Raw genomic sequence first — 16,843 nt, 5'->3', positions numbered from 1 at the left:
GCGACGGAGCGCCCTTTTCGTTTGGAAGGACATGGACCGCGCAAGTGGGGTTTTTGCAAAACTCCGTTCCATACGCTGTGAGCTGAAATTCAACGGGTTTTCGCAAGTTCGCGAGCTCAGAGTGTCACCTTTCGCTTTTCCAGCCCGCGGATCTTCTGAATCCGCGTGTTACCTCCTAGCGCGAGGAGCCGATGTAGGAAAATGCCGGAGGGTCAGTCCTGCGCCAGCAAAAGCAGCGCAATCCGCCGCTGATCGAAGCCGACAAAGCCCCATTCAACCGCGTTGCCCGCAATCGGATTCCACAAGCCGTCAAAGCGGTTGGAAGTGATTGTGCAAGCACCCTTCTCTAACAGGCCTAGAAAGTCGCTGGCGCATTGTCGCGCGACCTCGGGATCGAGCCAATCCTTGTTCGGATTGCCGATATCGTGGCTCAGCGCATTCGTGATCTCGCCCATTGCCGAGCGCGGTTCACCCGCAGGCGCAGCTGCGTCGAGCAATTCCCAGTTGAACCCGATGGGCTTCAAGCCGAGTGACACCGCAAAAGCATCGGCAATGGCGGTGTGGATCATCGCATCGGGATCGGGGGTGCCGCAGCGAAAGAGCACTTGCGCGCCGCCCGCGAGGCGTTCGACCCAAGCCTCTTCAAAGTCCACGCAAGCAGTCACTACCCGCCGCGCGCTCCGAACAGAGCGGTGCCAACCCGCACATGGGTGGCGCCCAATTGGACAGCGGTCTCGTAGTCACCACTCATGCCCATGCTTAGGCCCATGCCGAGGCCTTCAACGCCATTATCCTTCGCCAGCTTCGCCATCAGCGCAAAGAAAGGCGCAGGTTCGGTATCGGCAGGCGGCAGGCACATCAGCCCGGCGAGCGGCACGCCCGCATCGCGCACTTTGGCGAGAAATTCGGGAACTTGCGCAATCGGGCACCCGCCCTTTTGCTCTTCATCGCCAATATTGACCTGCACAAAGCACGGCACGCGCTTGCCCGCCTTGTCCATCGCCTTGGCGAGCGCTTTCAGCAGGCTTTCGCGGTCGAGCGAGTGGATCACGTCGAACAGCGCCACCGCCTCATCGGCTTTGTTCGATTGCAGCTGTCCGATCAGGTGCAGCTCGGTGTCTGCATAGCGCTCGCGCAATTCGGGCCATTTGGCCTGCGCCTCCTGCACGCGGTTCTCGCCAAAGACGCGGTGTCCGGCTTCGAGCAGCGGCTCGATCGCCTCGACCGGATGCGTCTTGCTCACCGCAATAAGGGTCACGTCTTCGGGCTTGCGCCGCGCGGGCTTGCACATGCGCGCGATATTTGCGCGGACATTCTCTAGTCTGGTGGCTGCACTTTCCATGGCGCACCCGCTATAGCGCCTGCGTGCCAAGTTCAACGCCCCTTCCTTATCTCTGGCTGATCTCCGATGCGCGCAATGATGCGGTGCTGGAGCAAAGCCTGCGCCGCCTGCCGCGCGGGAGCGGGTTTATCTACCGCCATTACCACCTCGGCGACCCGCAGCGTTTGGAGCGTTTTCAGGCGCTTAAGCGGGTGGCGCGGGCCTGCGATCATATCGTGATCCTCGCAGATAGCGCGCTCACCGCGACCGAGTGGGGCGCTGACGGAGTTTACGGCGCGCCGCGCGCTTTGTGGCCGACACGCGGGGATTTGCTGCATCTGGCAACGGCGCATGACTTGCGTGAAGTCGGCGAAGCGAACCGATTTGGTTGTGACGCAATGCTAATATCACCCGTTTTTGGTACAAAATCGCATCCGGGCGGTAAAGCGCTTGGTCCGACCCGTTTCCGCGCCCTCGCAAGCCATGCGCAGGCTCCGGTGATCGCGCTTGGCGGCATGACCCAGACGCGCGCCGATGCTCTGGGATGGGACCGCTGGGCCGCAATTGACGGGTTAAGCTAGTCGAAACGGCCCGCAGGGCCGCAAGGGCGACCGCCCGCCCGCAGCGATGCGACCTTCAGGTCGCGTGAGCGAGGATAGCCAAGTGAGCGGACGCGAACGCCGGCGCTTGAGGCGCAGCTAACAACCTCTTTGCTTGACCGGAGTCCCGCGAAGATTCATGGTGTGTTCCTGACACACTACACCTGACCCTTTTGGGGAGCAGCCGAATGGCGACCCGCGCAATGAGCACACGCAAAACCTCTCCCGCTGACTGGCGCATCGGCCTGCGCCGATCGATCCGCCGCGCCGCGCAGATGACCGGCGCGGGCGTGCTGCTTTTGGCAACAATTTTCCTCGGACTGGCTTTGGCAAGCTACACCCAGACCGACCCTAGCCCCTCGACCGCAGCGGACCCCGCGCAAGTGGCGAACTGGATGGGCAGTTGGGGCGCATGGGCGTCTGACCGGGTGCTATTCCTGTTCGGCTTGCCGGGCGTGCTGCTGCTCCCGCTGCTCTATATTTCGGCGCGCAAATTGTGGCGCGCGGTCGAGCTGGACGATGCGGGCAGCGAGGAAGAGCGCACCAGATGGTGGCTCCCGACCGGCCTGCTCCTGATCGCAATTGTCTGTTTTGGAACGGTTTTGTCGCTCGCCTTTGACAGCAGCGGGGGCTCGCTTCCTGCGCAGCTTGGCGGGGTGTCGGGCCTGCTGGGCGGCACCGCAATCGAGGCCGTCGCAAACCGGATTGGCGGAGGCGCAGCGGGGTGGATTATCCTTGCCGCCGCATTGCTCACCCTCGGCGCAGGCACCGCTCTGGCGACCCGCGTTTTCGCAATCGATTGGCGCGTGCTGCTGACTTTGCCCAATTTCATCCGCAACAGCGCCATTGGCGGCGCGATCCTCTCACGCCTGCCCTTCGGCAATGGCGACGGCGGGCTTACCTTGATCGACGATGATCCCGTCGCTGCGCCCGCGAGCAAGACCCGCCGCGCGGCCAAGACCAAGGTCGAAGAACCCGCGCCCCGCCGCGCGCCCGAGATCACCGACCCCTCCGCCCCGCCCAAACGCGCTCAACCGGCGAAGAAAAACCAGCGCGACATGTTCGCGACCTTCGACCTGCCGAGCCTCGAACTGCTCGCCGATCCGCCTGAGGATAACGCGCCCAAGCTCGATAAACTCGCGCTCGAGCGCAATGCGCGGCTGCTCGAAAACGTGCTCGACGATTTCAACGTGAAGGGCGAGATCACCGCGGTGCGCACCGGCCCTGTGGTGACGATGTACGAGCTGGAGCCTGCGCCGGGGATCAAGGCCAGCCGCGTGGTCGGTCTGGCTGAAGATATCGCCCGCAATATGAGCGCAATCAGCGCGCGCGTCTCGCCCATTCCGGGCAAGACGGTGATGGGGATCGAGCTGCCCAATGCTGACCGGCAAGTGGTGATGCTCAAGGAGCTCGCCGCCAGCGCCGATTTTGCCGAGGCGAAGGGTAACCTCCCGATAATCCTCGGAAAAGACATTGCGGGCGAGCCGATTATCGCGGACCTAGCGGCCATGCCTCACCTGCTGGTCGCTGGCACGACCGGTTCGGGCAAATCGGTCGGGCTGAACTGTATTCTCTTAAGCCTGCTCTACCACTTCACCCCCGCCGAATGCCGGTTGATCCTGATCGACCCCAAAGTGCTCGAACTGAAGTCTTACGACGACATTCCGCACCTGCTCTCTCCCGTTGTCACCGAACCGCACAAGAGCGTGCGCGCGCTCAAATGGGCAGTCGAGGAGATGGAGCGGCGCTACCGCATGATGTCTTCGGTAAATTCGCGTAATATCAACAGCTTCAACGAGAAAGTGCGCGCTGCGATTGCCAAGGGCAAGCCGCTCGGACGGCGTGTGCAGACCGGCTTTGACCCCGAAACGGGTGAGCAGCTCTATGAAGAAGAACAGCTCGATTACGAGCCGCTGCCCCAGATCGTGCTGATCGTGGACGAGCTTGCCGATTTGATGGTGACAGTGGGCAAGGAAATCGAAGTTTTGATTCAGCGGCTTAGCCAGAAATCACGCGCCGCCGGTATCCACCTCATCATGGCCACCCAGCGCCCCTCGGTCGATGTCATCACCGGCGTGATCAAGGCGAACCTGCCCACGCGGATCAGCTTCAAGGTCACCAGCCGGATCGACAGCCGCACCATTCTGGGCGAGCAGGGCGCGGAGCAGCTGCTGGGCAAGGGCGACATGCTCTACAAGCCCAATACCGGCGCGACCGTGCGCGTTCACGGGCCGTTTGTGAGCGACGAAGAGGTTGAAGCGGTGGCCGATTTCTGGCGCGCGCAAGGCTCGCCCGAATATGTCGATGCGGTCACCGAAGAGCCCGAAGACGGCGGCGGAATGTCGTTCGAGGACGATCTCACCGCCTCCGACAGCCCCGAAGAGCGCAAATACCGCCAGGCGTGCCAGATCGTGATCGAGAACCAGAAGGCCTCCGGTAGCTGGCTCCAGCGCCAGATGGGCGTGGGCTACAACACCGCCGCCAAATGGATCGAGCGGATGGAGAGCGAAGGGCTGGTTGGCCCTGCAAACCATGTCGGGCGGCGCGAGATCTTCCGCGACCAGGACGGCAACCCGCTCTAAGGCGAAATCTGACGTCACGACGCCGCGCTTTCGGCCTCGCCCGAAAGCCGTGATAAATCTGTTAAGCTATCTTGGTTAAGAAGGACCAGTCCGCGGTGCGAGATTGACCGCAAGCCCCTATTATTCGACCATTTTTCTGGTTTAGTTTTAGGGTTAGGATTTTCTAAACGTCCTGCACGTATTCGTGCGGATATGACAAAGAATAAAGCCTTGGAACGGGGGCCCTTGCAACGGGGGCTGGCAGGCCTGTTCGGAATTCTCGGCGCAGCGCTGCTCGCCGTGACCCCTCAAACCACCTCGGCGCAGGAGACTGGCTGGCAGCTCGACCCCGATGCGCGGATCGAGCTGGGCGCAGTCAGCGCCGAGAGCACCACCCGCGACGAGCAGCTGGTTATCGACGGTGACGCCTTCACTTTGCGCGCCCAGATCGGGCTCGATTTCGAGGATGAGGACACCCGTTTCCGCGTCGAAGCCGACCGGATCGAGGTCTTCCGCCCCGAGGAAGACCGCAGCAACAGCCAGCGCGACCGCTTCACCGTCCTGTTCCAGCAAGAACTTGATAATGATTGGGAATTGGAGCTACGCGCGCGTCATTACGACGATTACGTGACCGCAGAATCCTCCGATACTGACGAGTATCAGGCCTCTGCAGCGATCACTTACGAGCCGGTCCGCGAGCATCGGCTCCGCGCCCGTGCCACCTGGCGCGAGCGTGAGTATGGCAGCACCGCCGGACCCGAAACCAAGGGCGACGGCGCACGCGTCGATCTGCAATATCGCCGCCGGTTTGATCGTTATCACTACCTGACCTTCGACCTGCGCGCCGAAGAGATCAGCTCCGATGATCCCGGGCGCGGTTTCGAGCGGCAATCGGCCAAAGTGTCCTACACCCGCCCGATCACTCCCGATCTGCGCGTCCGGCCTGCGATCGAATTCCTCAACACCGAGTTCGACGATCGCTTCACCCCCGCTGGTGAGCGCCGCAACGACCAGCTGGTCGTGCCCGAAGTCGAGCTGCTGTGGTGGCCGGGCAATTGGCGCGTGGAGGCCGAGGCGAAATACATCCTTTCCGACAGCAACGAACAGTTCCGTGAGCGCGAAGGTTATCGCCTCACGCTGAGCGTCGGGTATGTATTCTAAGCTGATTTCAAACATAAAGCGGGTCTGGGGGCGCACAACGCCCCAGGTCAGACGTCCGCTCTATATTGGCCTCGGCGTGGGCTTTGCCCTCGCCGTGTTGGTGGCGCTTGGCCTCGCCAATACTGAAAGCTTTGTTGCGATGCCGTCGTCCTTTGGCGATCAGGCAACCTCGCAGGCCATTTGGGGCCTAAAACCTTCCAACCTGCTGATGGTGCTGCCGCTGGGCGCGTTCCTCGTGGTGCTGGCCCGTAGCTTTATCGGGGTGAAGGCGTTCGGCCTGTTCACCCCCATGCTCATCGCGCTCGCCTTCTTGCAGATCGGTCCTGTGATGGGTCCGGTCGTGCTGGTTTCGTCCGTGCTGGTGGGCATGGTCGTGACGCCGACTTTGCTCAAACTGCGCATGACCCGCGTCGGCTTTCTCGGCGTGCTGATTTCGCTGATTGTGCTCGTTCTTGTCGCGCTCCAGATCATCCTCGATACCCAGCTTCAGGTTGACGCCTTCCCGGTCATTGTCTGTGCGCTGGTGGTTGAGCGCTGGTGGCGCCAATGGGAAAAGGACGGCGCGCGCGAAGCGGCGTTTCAGGCGTTCAGCACATTCGCGATTTCGGTCGTGATCCAGTTTGTCATGGTTTCGAACTTTGCGCTGCTTCTTATCGAAACCTCACCGCTGCTGATGCCGGCGGCGACCGGTATCGCCATCGCGATCCTTGGCCGGTATCGCGGGCTGCGCGTCAGCGAAATCTGGCGTTTTGCCCCGATCTGGCTCGAGCGGCGAAGGGCCGCGCGGCAGGTCAGCGATCCCGATCAGCTCGAATTCGACTTGCGACCGCCCACGCCCGAGGAAGCGAAGGAACGCGCGCCGCCCCTCGAAGGAATGTGGGTCATCCAGTCGCCAAAAGATCTGGAACCCTTTGCGCGGCGACAAGTCCCGCAACCAAGGCCCAAAGAAGAACCAGTCAAACCCAATAGCGAGGCTCAGTTCGAGCCTCGCCTTGGCGCGTCTGGCGCAGACTCCAGCGGAGCGCCTGCGCGGCCCAAGAAGCACAATGCCTGGATAATCAAATCGGTAGAGGACGTTTGAGTATGTTCGAGATGTTCTCCCAGTTCCGCCGCAAGAAGGCACCGCTTAGTCCGATTGACCGGATGCGCCCGCGCGCGCTCAGCGCAAATGGGGGCAGTCCGATCGACGAAATTCTCGGGATCAATATGCGCAACGCGCTGATCGCCAAATACAATCCGCGCTCCGCCATTGAGCGCGCGCGCGACAAGGTCGCAGCCAAGGTCGCACTCGAAGCGGCAGGGATTGCCTGCACCGGCACCGTCGCGGTGATCGACAGCAATCAATCGCTCATGGAATTCAAGCCGACCCGCGACATGCCCGATGCCTGGGCGATCAAGCCCGCACGCGGCTCGCAAGGCGACGGCATTCTGCTGGCCGTGCGGCGCGAAGGCGACATCTGGTACAGAGGCTCTGGCGTCGCGATGACCGAGACCGATGTGATGCACCACATCCAAAAGGTCGTCGATGGCGGCTTTTCCGGCGACACGGCGAGCGAGGACGCGGCGCTGATCGAGCCGTTGATTATCGCCGACCCGAGCCTTGCCGATCTCGTCCCAGAAGGCCTCCCCGATCTGCGCGTCATCTGCCTGCATGACGAGCCGCTGATGGCGATGCTACGGCTGCCGACCAACGAGTCTGACGGCAAAGCGAACCTGCACCAGCGCGCCATCGGAGCGGGCGTCTCGCTGGAAACAGGCCGGATCACCCGCGCGCTCGTCAAAGGAGAGCCGATCACGCACCACCCCGATACCGGCGTCAAACTGATCGGCTATCAGGTGCCGGGATGGGACCGCGTGCTCGAACTGGCGAGCAAATGCGGGCCTGCCATCGGGCTGGGCTATTCAGGGTCGGACATCGTGCTCGACAAGAATGACGGGCCGCTGATTATCGAGGTGAATGCGCACCCTGGGATCGAAATCCAGAACATCTGCCAGCTGGGCCTGAAGGCGCAGATGGCGGCGGTGGGCGAGACGTTTAAGTAGGCACAAAAATGCCGGACGCTCTTGGGAGCGCCCGGCATCTTGAATGGGTCGGTTTGAAGCGTGGCTTATTCAGCCGTTTCACCGGTCAGATCAGCGCGGGTCATCGTGATCTGCTCGTTCACGCGCTGCTCGTTCATCGCCATCGTTTCCGGCGGAGAGGCAACCATGCCGATACCGGCCAGCGGACCGCCAACGCCCCAGCTGCTCACCCATTGTTGCAGATAGCCGTCGAGACCGATCGGCAGGCTGAAATGGCTCTTCTTCACATAGACGTAAAGCGGACGCGCACCGGGGTAGGAGAAGTCCGAAATGTTGGCATAGGTCGGGTCGACGCCGTTCATCGGCAGGCCCTGAACCTTGTCGGCATTCTCTTCGAGATAGGAGAAGCCGAACACGCCAACTGCGAGCGAATTGCCTTCGATCTTCTGCACGATCAGATTGTCCTGCTCGCCCTGATCAACATAGGCGCCGTCAGAACGCACCTCGGTGCAGACCTGTTGGTGGCGATCTTCGTCTTCTTCCTTGAGCGCTTCCATGGCCGGATTGCTGTCGCAGCCGACTTCGAGGATCAGTTCCTTCAGAGCGTCGCGGGTGCCCGAGGTGCTGGGCGGGCCGTAAACGAGGATCGGTTCAGCCGGCAGCGACGGATCGACATCGGCCCAGGTCTGCGCGGTCTGTTCTTCACCGTAAGGGTTGGCGGCGAGCGCTTCGTAAACGATCTGCGGGGTCAGGTTGAGCATGATGCCGTCCTGCGCCGACGCAAAGGCGATCCCGTCGAGGCCAACTTGCAGTTCAATGATGTCGGTGACGTTGTTTTCCTGACAGGTGTCGAATTCGGAGACTTTCATGCGGCGCGACGCATTGGCCATATCAGGCGTCTGCGGGCCGACGCCCTGGCAGAACAGCTGCATGCCGCCGCCAGTGCCGGTCGATTCGATCAGCGGCGAGGCGACGCCGCCATTGCGCGCAAAGTCTTCAGCGACCTGCTTGGCGAAAGGATAGACAGTCGAGGAGCCGACCGCGCGGATAGATTCGCGCGTTCCGCCGCCCGCGCCGCTGTCACACGCGGAAAGAGTGAGCGCCGCCGTGATGGCGAGGGCAAAAGTGGTTTTCAGTTTCATCATCTTTATCCTTGAATTCTGGATCTGATTGTTCGTTTCGTGTCGCTTTAGAAGTCGATCTGGGCGCGGATCGCGAAGATGTCGACGCCGTAATCACGCAGGCCGCCCGCAGTCGCAAAGACCGCATCGGAATATTCAAGCCTGCCATAATTGGCGAGCAGCATGGTGTAGTCGGTCGGCTTCCACACGATCGAGGCAAAATACCCGTCCTGCGTTCCGCCAATGATCAACCCGTCATTGAGGTCGAGCCGGTCATAGCGCAGATTGACCTGCACCGAACCCGATCCGCCTTCGCCGACGGGATTTTCAGGCTTGGTCCGGTCGAATTTTCCGCCCTTATAACCGCGCGTATCGCCTGCGGTGAGGAAGTAGCCGATCTCGGCATAACCGCCAAAGAAGCCTGCGTCGGGTCCGCCAAACGGGTCATTGACGTTCTGCCAATAGCCCTCAGCGGCGGCGTGGAACGGGCCGGAGATGAAAGCAGCTTCAACGCCAAGGCCGAATTCGGACGAGGCATCGAAGCGGCCGGTGCTGACCAGGCGATCCGAAGTGAAATGCACGAGCGGACGCTGGCGGTAACGCACCTGGCTGCCCGCTTCGAGGTCAGCATAGTGGATCGAGCCGCCCAGATGCAGCTGCGCATCACCGATCTGCGGCATGAAGACAACGCGTCCGTCGAGGCTCCAGTTCTTGTTCGAGAGGTCTTCCATATTGTCGGAAAACGCACCCGCCTGAAGCAGAAGATCGCCGCTGCCATAGGTCACACCCACGCCCACGCGGCGTTCAAACCCGAAGGCATCGGTGAAGGCCGCACGTTCGATGAAGCTGGTGTGCAGGCTGCTGGTCAGCTCTTCGAGTGACTGGAAAGTGTTGAACTGGCCGACGATAAACTCGGCATCGCCGGTCTCGTAGGTCAGGATCGCGTCGGTGACCGAAACGTCGTTGCCAGCAAAATCGACTTCGAATTTGTAGCCCACACCGCCTGGCATATCGCCCGACACGCCGAGCCGTGCGCGGCGCGCTTCGCTGCCGAAACCATCTTCGATACCGGTGCCGTCAGGCGCGCTGATCGTGCCGGCATCATATTGCAAGCGCCCGCGCGGCTTGAAGCTCCAGCCATTGTCGGTGCTGATTTGCGGGGCGCCTTTAAATGCAATGTCGGGGCCGCTTTGGGCCTCCGCCGCTTCGTTTGCGCCCGCAGCCGCGACCTGCGCGGTTTCTGCGGCGGCCATTGCAGCCTCTGCGCGGGCATTGGCTGCGCTGGCTTCGGCTTCAGCCTCGTCCAATTCGGATTCGAGCGCGTCGACCCGCTCTGCCATCGCCTCCATCTGGGCGCGCATCTGCGCCAGTTCTTCGCGCAGGACATCGGTGTCCTGCGCAGCAAGCGGGCTGGATACGGCAGCAAGTGCAGCGACGAGTGCCAATCGGGAAATTTTCGGGTTCATTGCAATCTCTGAATGGTTTGAGATGCGCCGCGTCTATGGCGGCTATATGACCCATATGTGACAAGCTGACCCGCTATTTTTCCACAATGCGGCTAGCCTGCTGGCTGCGCCAATGGCCCGAGATATTGCGCCATGGTTTCGCGGCTCGGTTAACTTGGGTTAAAGATCCGGCAAAATTGATGTTTTCTGACCGTTTCGGAGCCAACCACTTAAACGCTTCGTAACGGCTTGCTTGCTATTTGCGCCTCCATGCAAGCTTCGCGCTTCTTGACTCTTTTCGCCCAGATGGTGGCGGTGCTGGCCCTGTGGCTAACGCCGGGCACTCTGCATGCGCAGGCCCCAAAGGACGCAAGCATTGCTCCCGAATGCCACGCCGCAACCGGCTCTGATGTCAGTTTCGAGCAGATGGCGGACCGGACACGGTGGATCTGCGACAACAGTGATTGGCGCGCCGATCAGCCCTCGGCCTGGCTGTGGTTTGACCGCTCGGCATGGGAAAGCGGCGAGCTGCCGCGCCATTTCTTCACCCGCATTGCCCGGCACCAGTCGATCAGCTTTGCCGCGCTCGACGATGACGGGACAATGCGCAGCGTGCGCTATCTCGAAAAAGACGGTCAGCCTCTTGCTGCCGGTCCGGTGTTCCAGCTTGCCTTGCCCGAGATCACGACAAGCACCCGCGCTGTCTTGATGCGGGTCGATCTGCCGCATTCTCTTCCGCTCTTAACCGAGGCACGTCTGATCCATCAGGTTGAATATGCCAATTGGTCCCAGCTCGAGATGATGTTGCTCGCTTTGGTGATCGGGATGCTGATCCTGCCTCTGGCGTTTGATCTGTCCTATTTCGTGGTGCTGCGCGAGAGGTCCGTGCTGGTCCACGCGGCGATGGTCGCCTCGATGATCGCCTATGTCTTCTTTGCAGGAGGGCTGATTTCAGTGATCGCCACCCTGCCGGTAGCCTTCATATCCGTTGCCGGCGCGCTGACCTGGGCGCTCGGCTGCGGAATATCAGCGCTGTTTCTTGCCGATTTCCTCGAAAAGGACGCCCAATCACCGTTTATGCGACGCGTGACGCTAGCAACCGGCATATGGACCATAGTCATGCCGGGCTTCTTTTCGCTGCAATTGCACCCAACGCAGGCTTTCGATGACCAGCTCTATTTCTTCACCTTCATTCCGGCGCTGGTGGTTATCACCGCCGCGATTGCCGAGGCGATCTGGCGCGGCAGCCGCTCGGCGCGCATTATCGCGCTGGCCTGGATGCCACTCATTCTCGCCGGAACTGAGAGATTCCTGCGCGGCGTCGGCGCCTATACTGGCCCATCGAGCCTCGACCAGCTGATCTATATCGCCATCGGTATCGAAGTGGTGATCATGAGCCTTGCGATTGCCGACCGCTTCTTTGCCCTTCGGCGCGAACGCGATGCCGCGCGGACCGAGGCGCGGATGCTCGAACAGCTGTCCGAGCGCGACCCGCTGACCGGATTGATGAACCGCCGCGCGGTCGAAACCCGCTTTGCCACGTTGCGGGCAGAAGGCTTCGACACATTCGCACTGGTCGATCTCGACCGGTTCAAGAGCGTCAATGACCGCTATGGCCACCAGATCGGCGACCGCGCGCTGATCGCTTGTGCCGAGGCGCTGCGCGGCGGCGATGGCCGCGACACAATCGCGATCCGGCTGGGCGGAGAGGAATTTGTGGTGCTGATGCGCGGCAAGCGGACGATCGAACGGCTTGAGGCCTTGCGCCAGATGGTGGCGATGCGGATTTCGACCGAGATAGTCGCGATCGACTTCCCGGTCACGGCGAGCATGGGCGTGATCGAATTGCCGAGCGCGTCAAAAGAGCTGATGAATTTGGACGAGATGTATGCGCGCGCCGATGCGCTGCTGTATCAGGCCAAGGAATCGGGACGCGACCGCATGTGTTTCGAGCGGCTCAAACTGTTCAACAAGGCGCCAAAATCTCGCCCCAAGCCCGGTCCCGTGAGCGAACTCGCCGCCTAAGTTTCGACGCGGAAATTGGCGAGCACTTCGGGTCGCACCCGCGCCAGCCGTCCGCTTTGCCGGTCCATGATCGCCCATGTGGTGCGCGCTGAGACGAGCTTCTTGCCCGAGGCGTCTGTGAACTCGACCGCGCGGACCGACTTCGCCCCGCGAGGCTCACCGTCGATCCACGTTGTGCCCAGCGCGCTCTCACCCGCCGCAATGTTCCCGCGATAATCAATCTCGTGCCGCACCACGACCCAGAAGAACGCCTCACGGTGTTCGGGTAGAGCCGCACTGTCCCAATGTGCGGTGGCCAAGTCCTGAATCCACTGGACCCAGACCGAATTGTTCACATGACCCAGCTCATCGATATGAGCCGGGTCAGCGGTGAAGGTGCGAGTGAATTTTCGCGGTTCGCTCACTCCGCTTCCTCAGCCATCCCCATCTGCCACAGGATAAAGGCGTATTCCTCTGCCGTTTCGCGCAGGGAATTCCACCGGCCCGACTGGCCGCCATGGCCTGCGCCCATATTGGTCTTCAAGAGCAGCAGATTGTCGTCGGTCTTCACATCGCGCAGCAGCGCGACCCATTTGGCAGGCTCCCAATAGGTCACGCGCGGATCGTTGAGGCCAGCGGTGACCAGCATCGGGGGATAGTCCTGCGCCTTCACCTGATCATACGGGCTGTAGGAAAGGATATAGGCAAAGGCCTCCTTACTCTCGATCGGGTTGCCCCATTCCTGCCATTCGCCCGGTGTCAGCGGCAGCGAGGAATTGAGCATCGTGTTGAGCACATCGACGAAGGGCACATGGGCCACGATGGCGCCATATTGCGAAGGGTCCTGATTGACGATTGCGCCCATCAGCTCGCCGCCAGCCGAACCGCCGCTGGCGGTGACCATGCCCTCTGCGGTGAAGCCCGTGTCGATCAGACCGCGGCCCGCATCGACGAAATCGTTAAAGGTGTTGGTGCGCTCAAACATCTTGCCTTGCAGATACCAGCGCCGCCCAAGATCATCGCCGCCGCGAATATGCGCGATGGCATAGGCGAAACCGCGATCCACCAGACTTAGACGCGTGGTCGAAAAGCCCGGCGGCACGGCATAGCCGTATGCGCCATAAGCGTAGAGATGGAGCGGCCCCGGCCCCTCGATCCCCTGAGCCGCCAGTATCTCCGCGCGGTCCTTGCGCATCACGATGCTGACCGGAACCATAGTCCCGTCGCGCGCCTGAATTTCGACCCGCCGCGTGATGTAATCCGACTGGTCATAGCCGCTCGGGATTTCCTGAGTCTTGAGCGTTTCGAGCGCGCCGTTCGCCACGTCGTAGTCGAACACGGTATCGGGCGTGATCATACTCTCATAGGAAAGCCGCAGCACAGTCTGGTCATATTCGGGATTGTTGGAGAGGCCCGCCGAATAGCTCTCTTCAGGAAACTCGATTGAAGCGATTGTTTGCGGTGAGGCATATTGCCGGATCTGCACCTGATCGAGGCCGTTGAGGCGTCCCTCGGTGACAAAGAAGCCTTCAAAAAGGTCGAAATCGGTGAGGTAGAACTCATCCGATCCCGCGATCACCGTCTCCCAATTGCCCGGCGTCGTCAGGTCGGCTTTGGCCAAGCGGAAGTTGATGTGGTCGTCATTGGTCCACACCCACATCTCACCCTCACGGATGTCGACCGAATATTCGACGCCCTGCGCGCGCGGCTTGACCAGAGTGAGCTCGCCCGTCGGATCGGCGGCGGAGACAAAGCGCACTTCGCTCGTCTCGTTATCGCCGGTCGCGATGATGAGGTAATCTTCCTGCGCGCTGAGCCCGGTGCCGACCGAGAAGCTTTCATCTTCCTCGGTATAGAGCACCACGTCCTCGCTCACCGGCGTGCCGATCACATGCAGGCGCGCTTCCAGCGTACGCCAGTTCTCGTTCGCCGGGCCGTAAACCAGCGCACTGCCGCCCGCGACCCAGGTCAGCCCGCTGCGCAAGTCGGGGATTTCATCGGCAAGATGCTCGCCGGTTTCCAGATCGAGGATGCGGCCGGTGTAACGCTCCGCCCCGCTCGTATCGGTCGAGTAGGCGAGATAGCGCCCGCTCTTGCTCACCGACAAAGCGCCCAGACGAAAATATTCGTGCCCCTCGGCCAGTTCGTTCTGGTCGAGGATCAACTGCGGCTCGGCGCTTTCAGGCGCACCCACTGGGCGGCGGTAATGTTTGCGATATTGCGCGCCCTCTTCAAATTCGGACCAGTAGAGAAAATCGCCCTGACGCTGCGGGACAGTGCTGTCATCTTCCTTGATCCGCCCGCGCATCTCGGTGAACAGCGTCTCGGTCAGCGCCGCCTGCGGCTCCATCTGCGCCTCGAAATAGGCGTTCTCCGCGCGGACGTAATCGAGCACATCCTCATCATCAATTTCCGGATAGGACTTGTCATAGAGCCAGTCATAAGGGTCCGAAATCGTGATCCCGTGATGGGTGTAAGTGTGCTCGCGCTTCTCGGCGTCAGGCGGAGTCATTGTCACGTTGGCATTGTCCTCATGAGAATCTGCAGAAGCGCTACTGGTCAGGGTCGCTGCCAGAGCAGCCGCGCATGTAAGTAGGGTGAGGCGAGTTTTCGACACGTCGGAGGGATCCTTTGTAAAAGGCACGGGTAGAAAGCCACCTTCAAGCGGCCTATGTGATGCTTTCTAGACATTCGATCCTGCACAGCAAGCCTGCATACCAGGTCTGTAGGCAGGACCAGCCGGGAACGATGACATGCTGATGCAAACCCATGAAGCGCGCCTCAAGGCGCTGCGCGAAGAACTCAAACGCCGCGAGCTGGACGGGTTCATCATCCCGATCTCGGATGAGCATATGAGCGAATATGTCGGCGAATATGCCGAACGGCTGGCATGGCTAACCGGATTTGGCGGGTCGGCTGGGTTCGCAGCGGTGACGCTCACCCACGCCGCGATCTTCGTCGATGGGCGCTACACCGTGCAGGTGCGCGATCAGGTTGACGGCAATCTGTTCGAATACCGCTCGATCCCCGGCGACAGTTTGGGCGCCTGGCTCAAAGATGTCTCTGAAAGCGGCGCAAAGATCGCCTATGATCCGTGGCTCCACACATGGGGCTGGGTCGAAGCGCTCGAAGCGGTGGTCGAGCCTGCCGGAATCACAATGGTCCCCGCCGACAGCAACCCGCTCGACGCAGTATGGGCCGATCAGCCCGCACCCTCCGATGCGGTGGCAATTGTCCATACAGAAGACCTTGCAGGACGCTCATCGGCTGACAAGCGCGGGCAAATCGCCGACTGGCTTGGCGATGAAGGCCTCGATGCCGTGGTCGTGCCTGCGCTCGATTCGATAGCGTGGCTGCTCAACATTCGCGGGTCCGACGTGGCGCATACGCCGGTCGCGCTGTCCTATGTGATCGCGCATGCAGACGGCCATGCCGAGCTGTTCATCGCTCCGGAAAAGATGACGCCCGAAGTCACCCAGCATCTGGGCAACGCCGTCACCGTGCGCCCGCGCGACGAGTTTCAGGCGGCGCTGGGCGAGCTTTCGGGCAAACATGTCAGCGTGGACCCTGATTTCGGCGTCGTAGGCATTGCGCAAGGGCTTCGCGCCGGCGGCGCGAAGTTCACCTTCAAGCAAGACCCCACGATCCTCGCCAAAGCGGTCAAGAACCCCGCCGAAGTTGCAGGTCACCGCGATGCGCAGGCGCGCGACGGGGCTGCGGTCAGCCGCTTCCTGCGCTGGCTCGAAGTCACCGCGCCTGCTGGCGAGATCGACGAACTGGCCGCTGCCGCCAAGCTCGAAGGTTTCCGCCGCGAACATGGCGATTTGCGTGATACCAGCTTCGACACAATCTCCGCCGCTTCGGGCCACGCCGCTCTGCCGCATTACAAGGTCGATGAGGACAGCAATATCCTGATCCCCCCCGGCTCGATCTATCTGGTCGATTCGGGCGGTCAGTATCCCGCTGGCACCACCGACATCACCCGCACTGTGTGGATCGACACGCCCGAAGGCTCGGAGCCAACCGCAGAGATGCGCGACCGCTTCACGCGGGTTCTGAAGGGCCATATCCAGATCGACAAGGCGACCTTCCCGCAAGGGACCTGCGGCGGCCAGATAGACGTGCTCGCCCGCCAATATCTGTGGGAGGGCGGCGTCGATTACGCGCATGGCACCGGCCACGGCGTGGGCAGCTTCCTCGGCGTCCACGAAGGCCCGCAGCGCATCGCCAAGCCCGGCGGCGGACAGGCAGGCACGAGCCAGGAATTGCTCGCAGGCATGATCCTCTCCAACGAACCGGGCTATTACAAACCGAACGCATTCGGCATCCGGATCGAGAATCTGGTCCTGACGGTCGAGCAGGATATCGAAGGCGCAGAAGGGCGCTATCTCGGGTTCGACTGCCTCACCTTTGTGCCGATCGACCGCAAGCTGATCGAGAAGAGCCTGCTCACCGCAGACGAGATCGCATGGCTCGACGCCTATCACGCCCGCGTGCGCGAAATCGTCGCGCCGCAGCTTGAGGGCGATGATCTGGCATGGCTGGAGCGCGAGACCGAGCCTTTGTGATCGGGCGAGCTTTCGCTCGCCGCCGTGCCACCCGCGCCCTC

General features: G+C 61.6%; 13 protein-coding genes. 7 read left to right on the top strand and 6 right to left on the bottom strand.

Annotated features, from left to right (window positions below; all coding sequences use genetic code 11):
* Positions 1-212: 212 nt before the first annotated feature.
* Together Q0887_RS13340 and Q0887_RS13335 are read right to left on the bottom strand one after the other, a co-directional pair.
* Positions 213-665 carry a hypothetical protein gene (locus tag Q0887_RS13340; RefSeq protein ID WP_299196217.1) on the bottom strand — a complete coding sequence of 151 codons (453 nt, stop codon included), beginning with the start codon at positions 663-665 and terminating at the stop codon, positions 213-215.
* The gene (locus tag Q0887_RS13335; RefSeq protein WP_299196215.1) at positions 665-1,342 is read right to left on the bottom strand and encodes a YggS family pyridoxal phosphate-dependent enzyme; all 678 of its coding nucleotides are present in this window, start codon (positions 1,340-1,342) and stop codon (positions 665-667) included. The genes Q0887_RS13340 and Q0887_RS13335 overlap by 1 nt, the downstream gene beginning before the upstream one ends.
* Before the next feature lie 23 nt (positions 1,343-1,365).
* Between Q0887_RS13335 and Q0887_RS13330 the strand changes: the two genes are divergently transcribed.
* From Q0887_RS13330 to Q0887_RS13310, 5 genes are all read left to right on the top strand, one after another.
* Positions 1,366-1,902 carry a thiamine phosphate synthase gene (locus tag Q0887_RS13330; protein WP_299196213.1) on the top strand — a complete coding sequence of 179 codons (537 nt, stop codon included), beginning with the start codon at positions 1,366-1,368 and terminating at the stop codon, positions 1,900-1,902.
* A 206-nt stretch (positions 1,903-2,108) separates the two neighbouring features.
* The gene (locus Q0887_RS13325; RefSeq protein ID WP_299196211.1) at positions 2,109-4,502 is read left to right on the top strand and encodes a DNA translocase FtsK 4TM domain-containing protein; all 2,394 of its coding nucleotides are present in this window, start codon (positions 2,109-2,111) and stop codon (positions 4,500-4,502) included.
* Between the two features lie 210 nt (positions 4,503-4,712).
* Positions 4,713-5,642 carry a hypothetical protein gene (locus Q0887_RS13320; RefSeq protein WP_299196209.1) on the top strand — a complete coding sequence of 310 codons (930 nt, stop codon included), beginning with the start codon at positions 4,713-4,715 and terminating at the stop codon, positions 5,640-5,642.
* Positions 5,632-6,723: a 7TM domain-containing protein gene (locus Q0887_RS13315; protein WP_299196207.1), complete on the top strand. Its 1,092-nt coding sequence runs from the start codon at positions 5,632-5,634 to the stop codon at positions 6,721-6,723. The genes Q0887_RS13320 and Q0887_RS13315 overlap by 11 nt, the downstream gene beginning before the upstream one ends.
* 2 nt (positions 6,724-6,725) lie before the next feature.
* Entirely contained in the window at positions 6,726-7,685 is a 960-nt protein-coding gene (locus Q0887_RS13310; protein ID WP_299196205.1) for a sugar-transfer associated ATP-grasp domain-containing protein, read from the top strand.
* Between the two features lie 65 nt (positions 7,686-7,750).
* Here the strand turns inward: Q0887_RS13310 and Q0887_RS13305 are convergent, their stop codons facing one another.
* Positions 7,751-8,806 carry a substrate-binding domain-containing protein gene (locus Q0887_RS13305; RefSeq protein WP_299196203.1) on the bottom strand — a complete coding sequence of 352 codons (1,056 nt, stop codon included), beginning with the start codon at positions 8,804-8,806 and terminating at the stop codon, positions 7,751-7,753.
* A 47-nt stretch (positions 8,807-8,853) separates the two neighbouring features.
* Positions 8,854-10,251 carry a porin gene (locus tag Q0887_RS13300; RefSeq protein ID WP_299196201.1) on the bottom strand — a complete coding sequence of 466 codons (1,398 nt, stop codon included), beginning with the start codon at positions 10,249-10,251 and terminating at the stop codon, positions 8,854-8,856.
* 267 nt (positions 10,252-10,518) lie between these two features.
* Between Q0887_RS13300 and Q0887_RS13295 the strand changes: the two genes are divergently transcribed.
* Positions 10,519-12,255 carry a diguanylate cyclase gene (locus tag Q0887_RS13295; protein WP_299196199.1) on the top strand — a complete coding sequence of 579 codons (1,737 nt, stop codon included), beginning with the start codon at positions 10,519-10,521 and terminating at the stop codon, positions 12,253-12,255.
* On the opposite strand, the gene Q0887_RS13290 is transcribed toward Q0887_RS13295, so the two are convergent.
* Together Q0887_RS13290 and Q0887_RS13285 are read right to left on the bottom strand one after the other, a co-directional pair.
* On the bottom strand, positions 12,252-12,659 hold the full coding sequence (locus Q0887_RS13290; protein WP_299196197.1) for an acyl-CoA thioesterase: 408 nt from the start codon (positions 12,657-12,659) through the stop codon (positions 12,252-12,254). The two genes, Q0887_RS13295 and Q0887_RS13290, sit on opposite strands and share 4 nt — an antisense overlap.
* Positions 12,656-14,746, bottom strand: a complete 2,091-nt coding sequence (locus Q0887_RS13285; RefSeq protein WP_299196195.1) for a S9 family peptidase — start codon at positions 14,744-14,746, stop codon at positions 12,656-12,658. The genes Q0887_RS13290 and Q0887_RS13285 overlap by 4 nt, the downstream gene beginning before the upstream one ends.
* Before the next feature lie 241 nt (positions 14,747-14,987).
* Here Q0887_RS13285 and Q0887_RS13280 point away from each other — a divergent pair, with 241 nt between their 5' ends.
* Positions 14,988-16,802, top strand: coding sequence for an aminopeptidase P family protein (locus Q0887_RS13280; RefSeq protein ID WP_299196193.1), 1,815 nt, complete (start codon positions 14,988-14,990; stop codon positions 16,800-16,802).
* The last annotated feature ends 41 nt before the right edge of the window (positions 16,803-16,843 follow it).

The organism is uncultured Erythrobacter sp., assembly GCF_947492365.1.
GTDB lineage: Bacteria > Pseudomonadota > Alphaproteobacteria > Sphingomonadales > Sphingomonadaceae > Erythrobacter.
The sequence above is the reverse complement of the archived record's forward strand: the minus strand, read 5'-3'. Positions and strand labels throughout refer to the sequence as shown.

Coding starts and splice junctions, on each gene's coding strand:
- Q0887_RS13335 (WP_299196215.1), bottom strand. CDS start 1,342: ATGGAAAGTGCAGCCACCAGACTAGAGAATGTCCGCGCAAATATCGCG.
- Q0887_RS13325 (WP_299196211.1), top strand. CDS start 2,109: ATGGCGACCCGCGCAATGAGCACACGCAAAACCTCTCCCGCTGACTGG.
- Q0887_RS13315 (WP_299196207.1), top strand. CDS start 5,632: ATGTATTCTAAGCTGATTTCAAACATAAAGCGGGTCTGGGGGCGCACA.
- Q0887_RS13310 (WP_299196205.1), top strand. CDS start 6,726: ATGTTCGAGATGTTCTCCCAGTTCCGCCGCAAGAAGGCACCGCTTAGT.
- Q0887_RS13305 (WP_299196203.1), bottom strand. CDS start 8,806: ATGAAACTGAAAACCACTTTTGCCCTCGCCATCACGGCGGCGCTCACT.
- Q0887_RS13300 (WP_299196201.1), bottom strand. CDS start 10,251: ATGAACCCGAAAATTTCCCGATTGGCACTCGTCGCTGCACTTGCTGCC.
- Q0887_RS13285 (WP_299196195.1), bottom strand. CDS start 14,746: ATGACTCCGCCTGACGCCGAGAAGCGCGAGCACACTTACACCCATCAC.
- Q0887_RS13280 (WP_299196193.1), top strand. CDS start 14,988: ATGCTGATGCAAACCCATGAAGCGCGCCTCAAGGCGCTGCGCGAAGAA.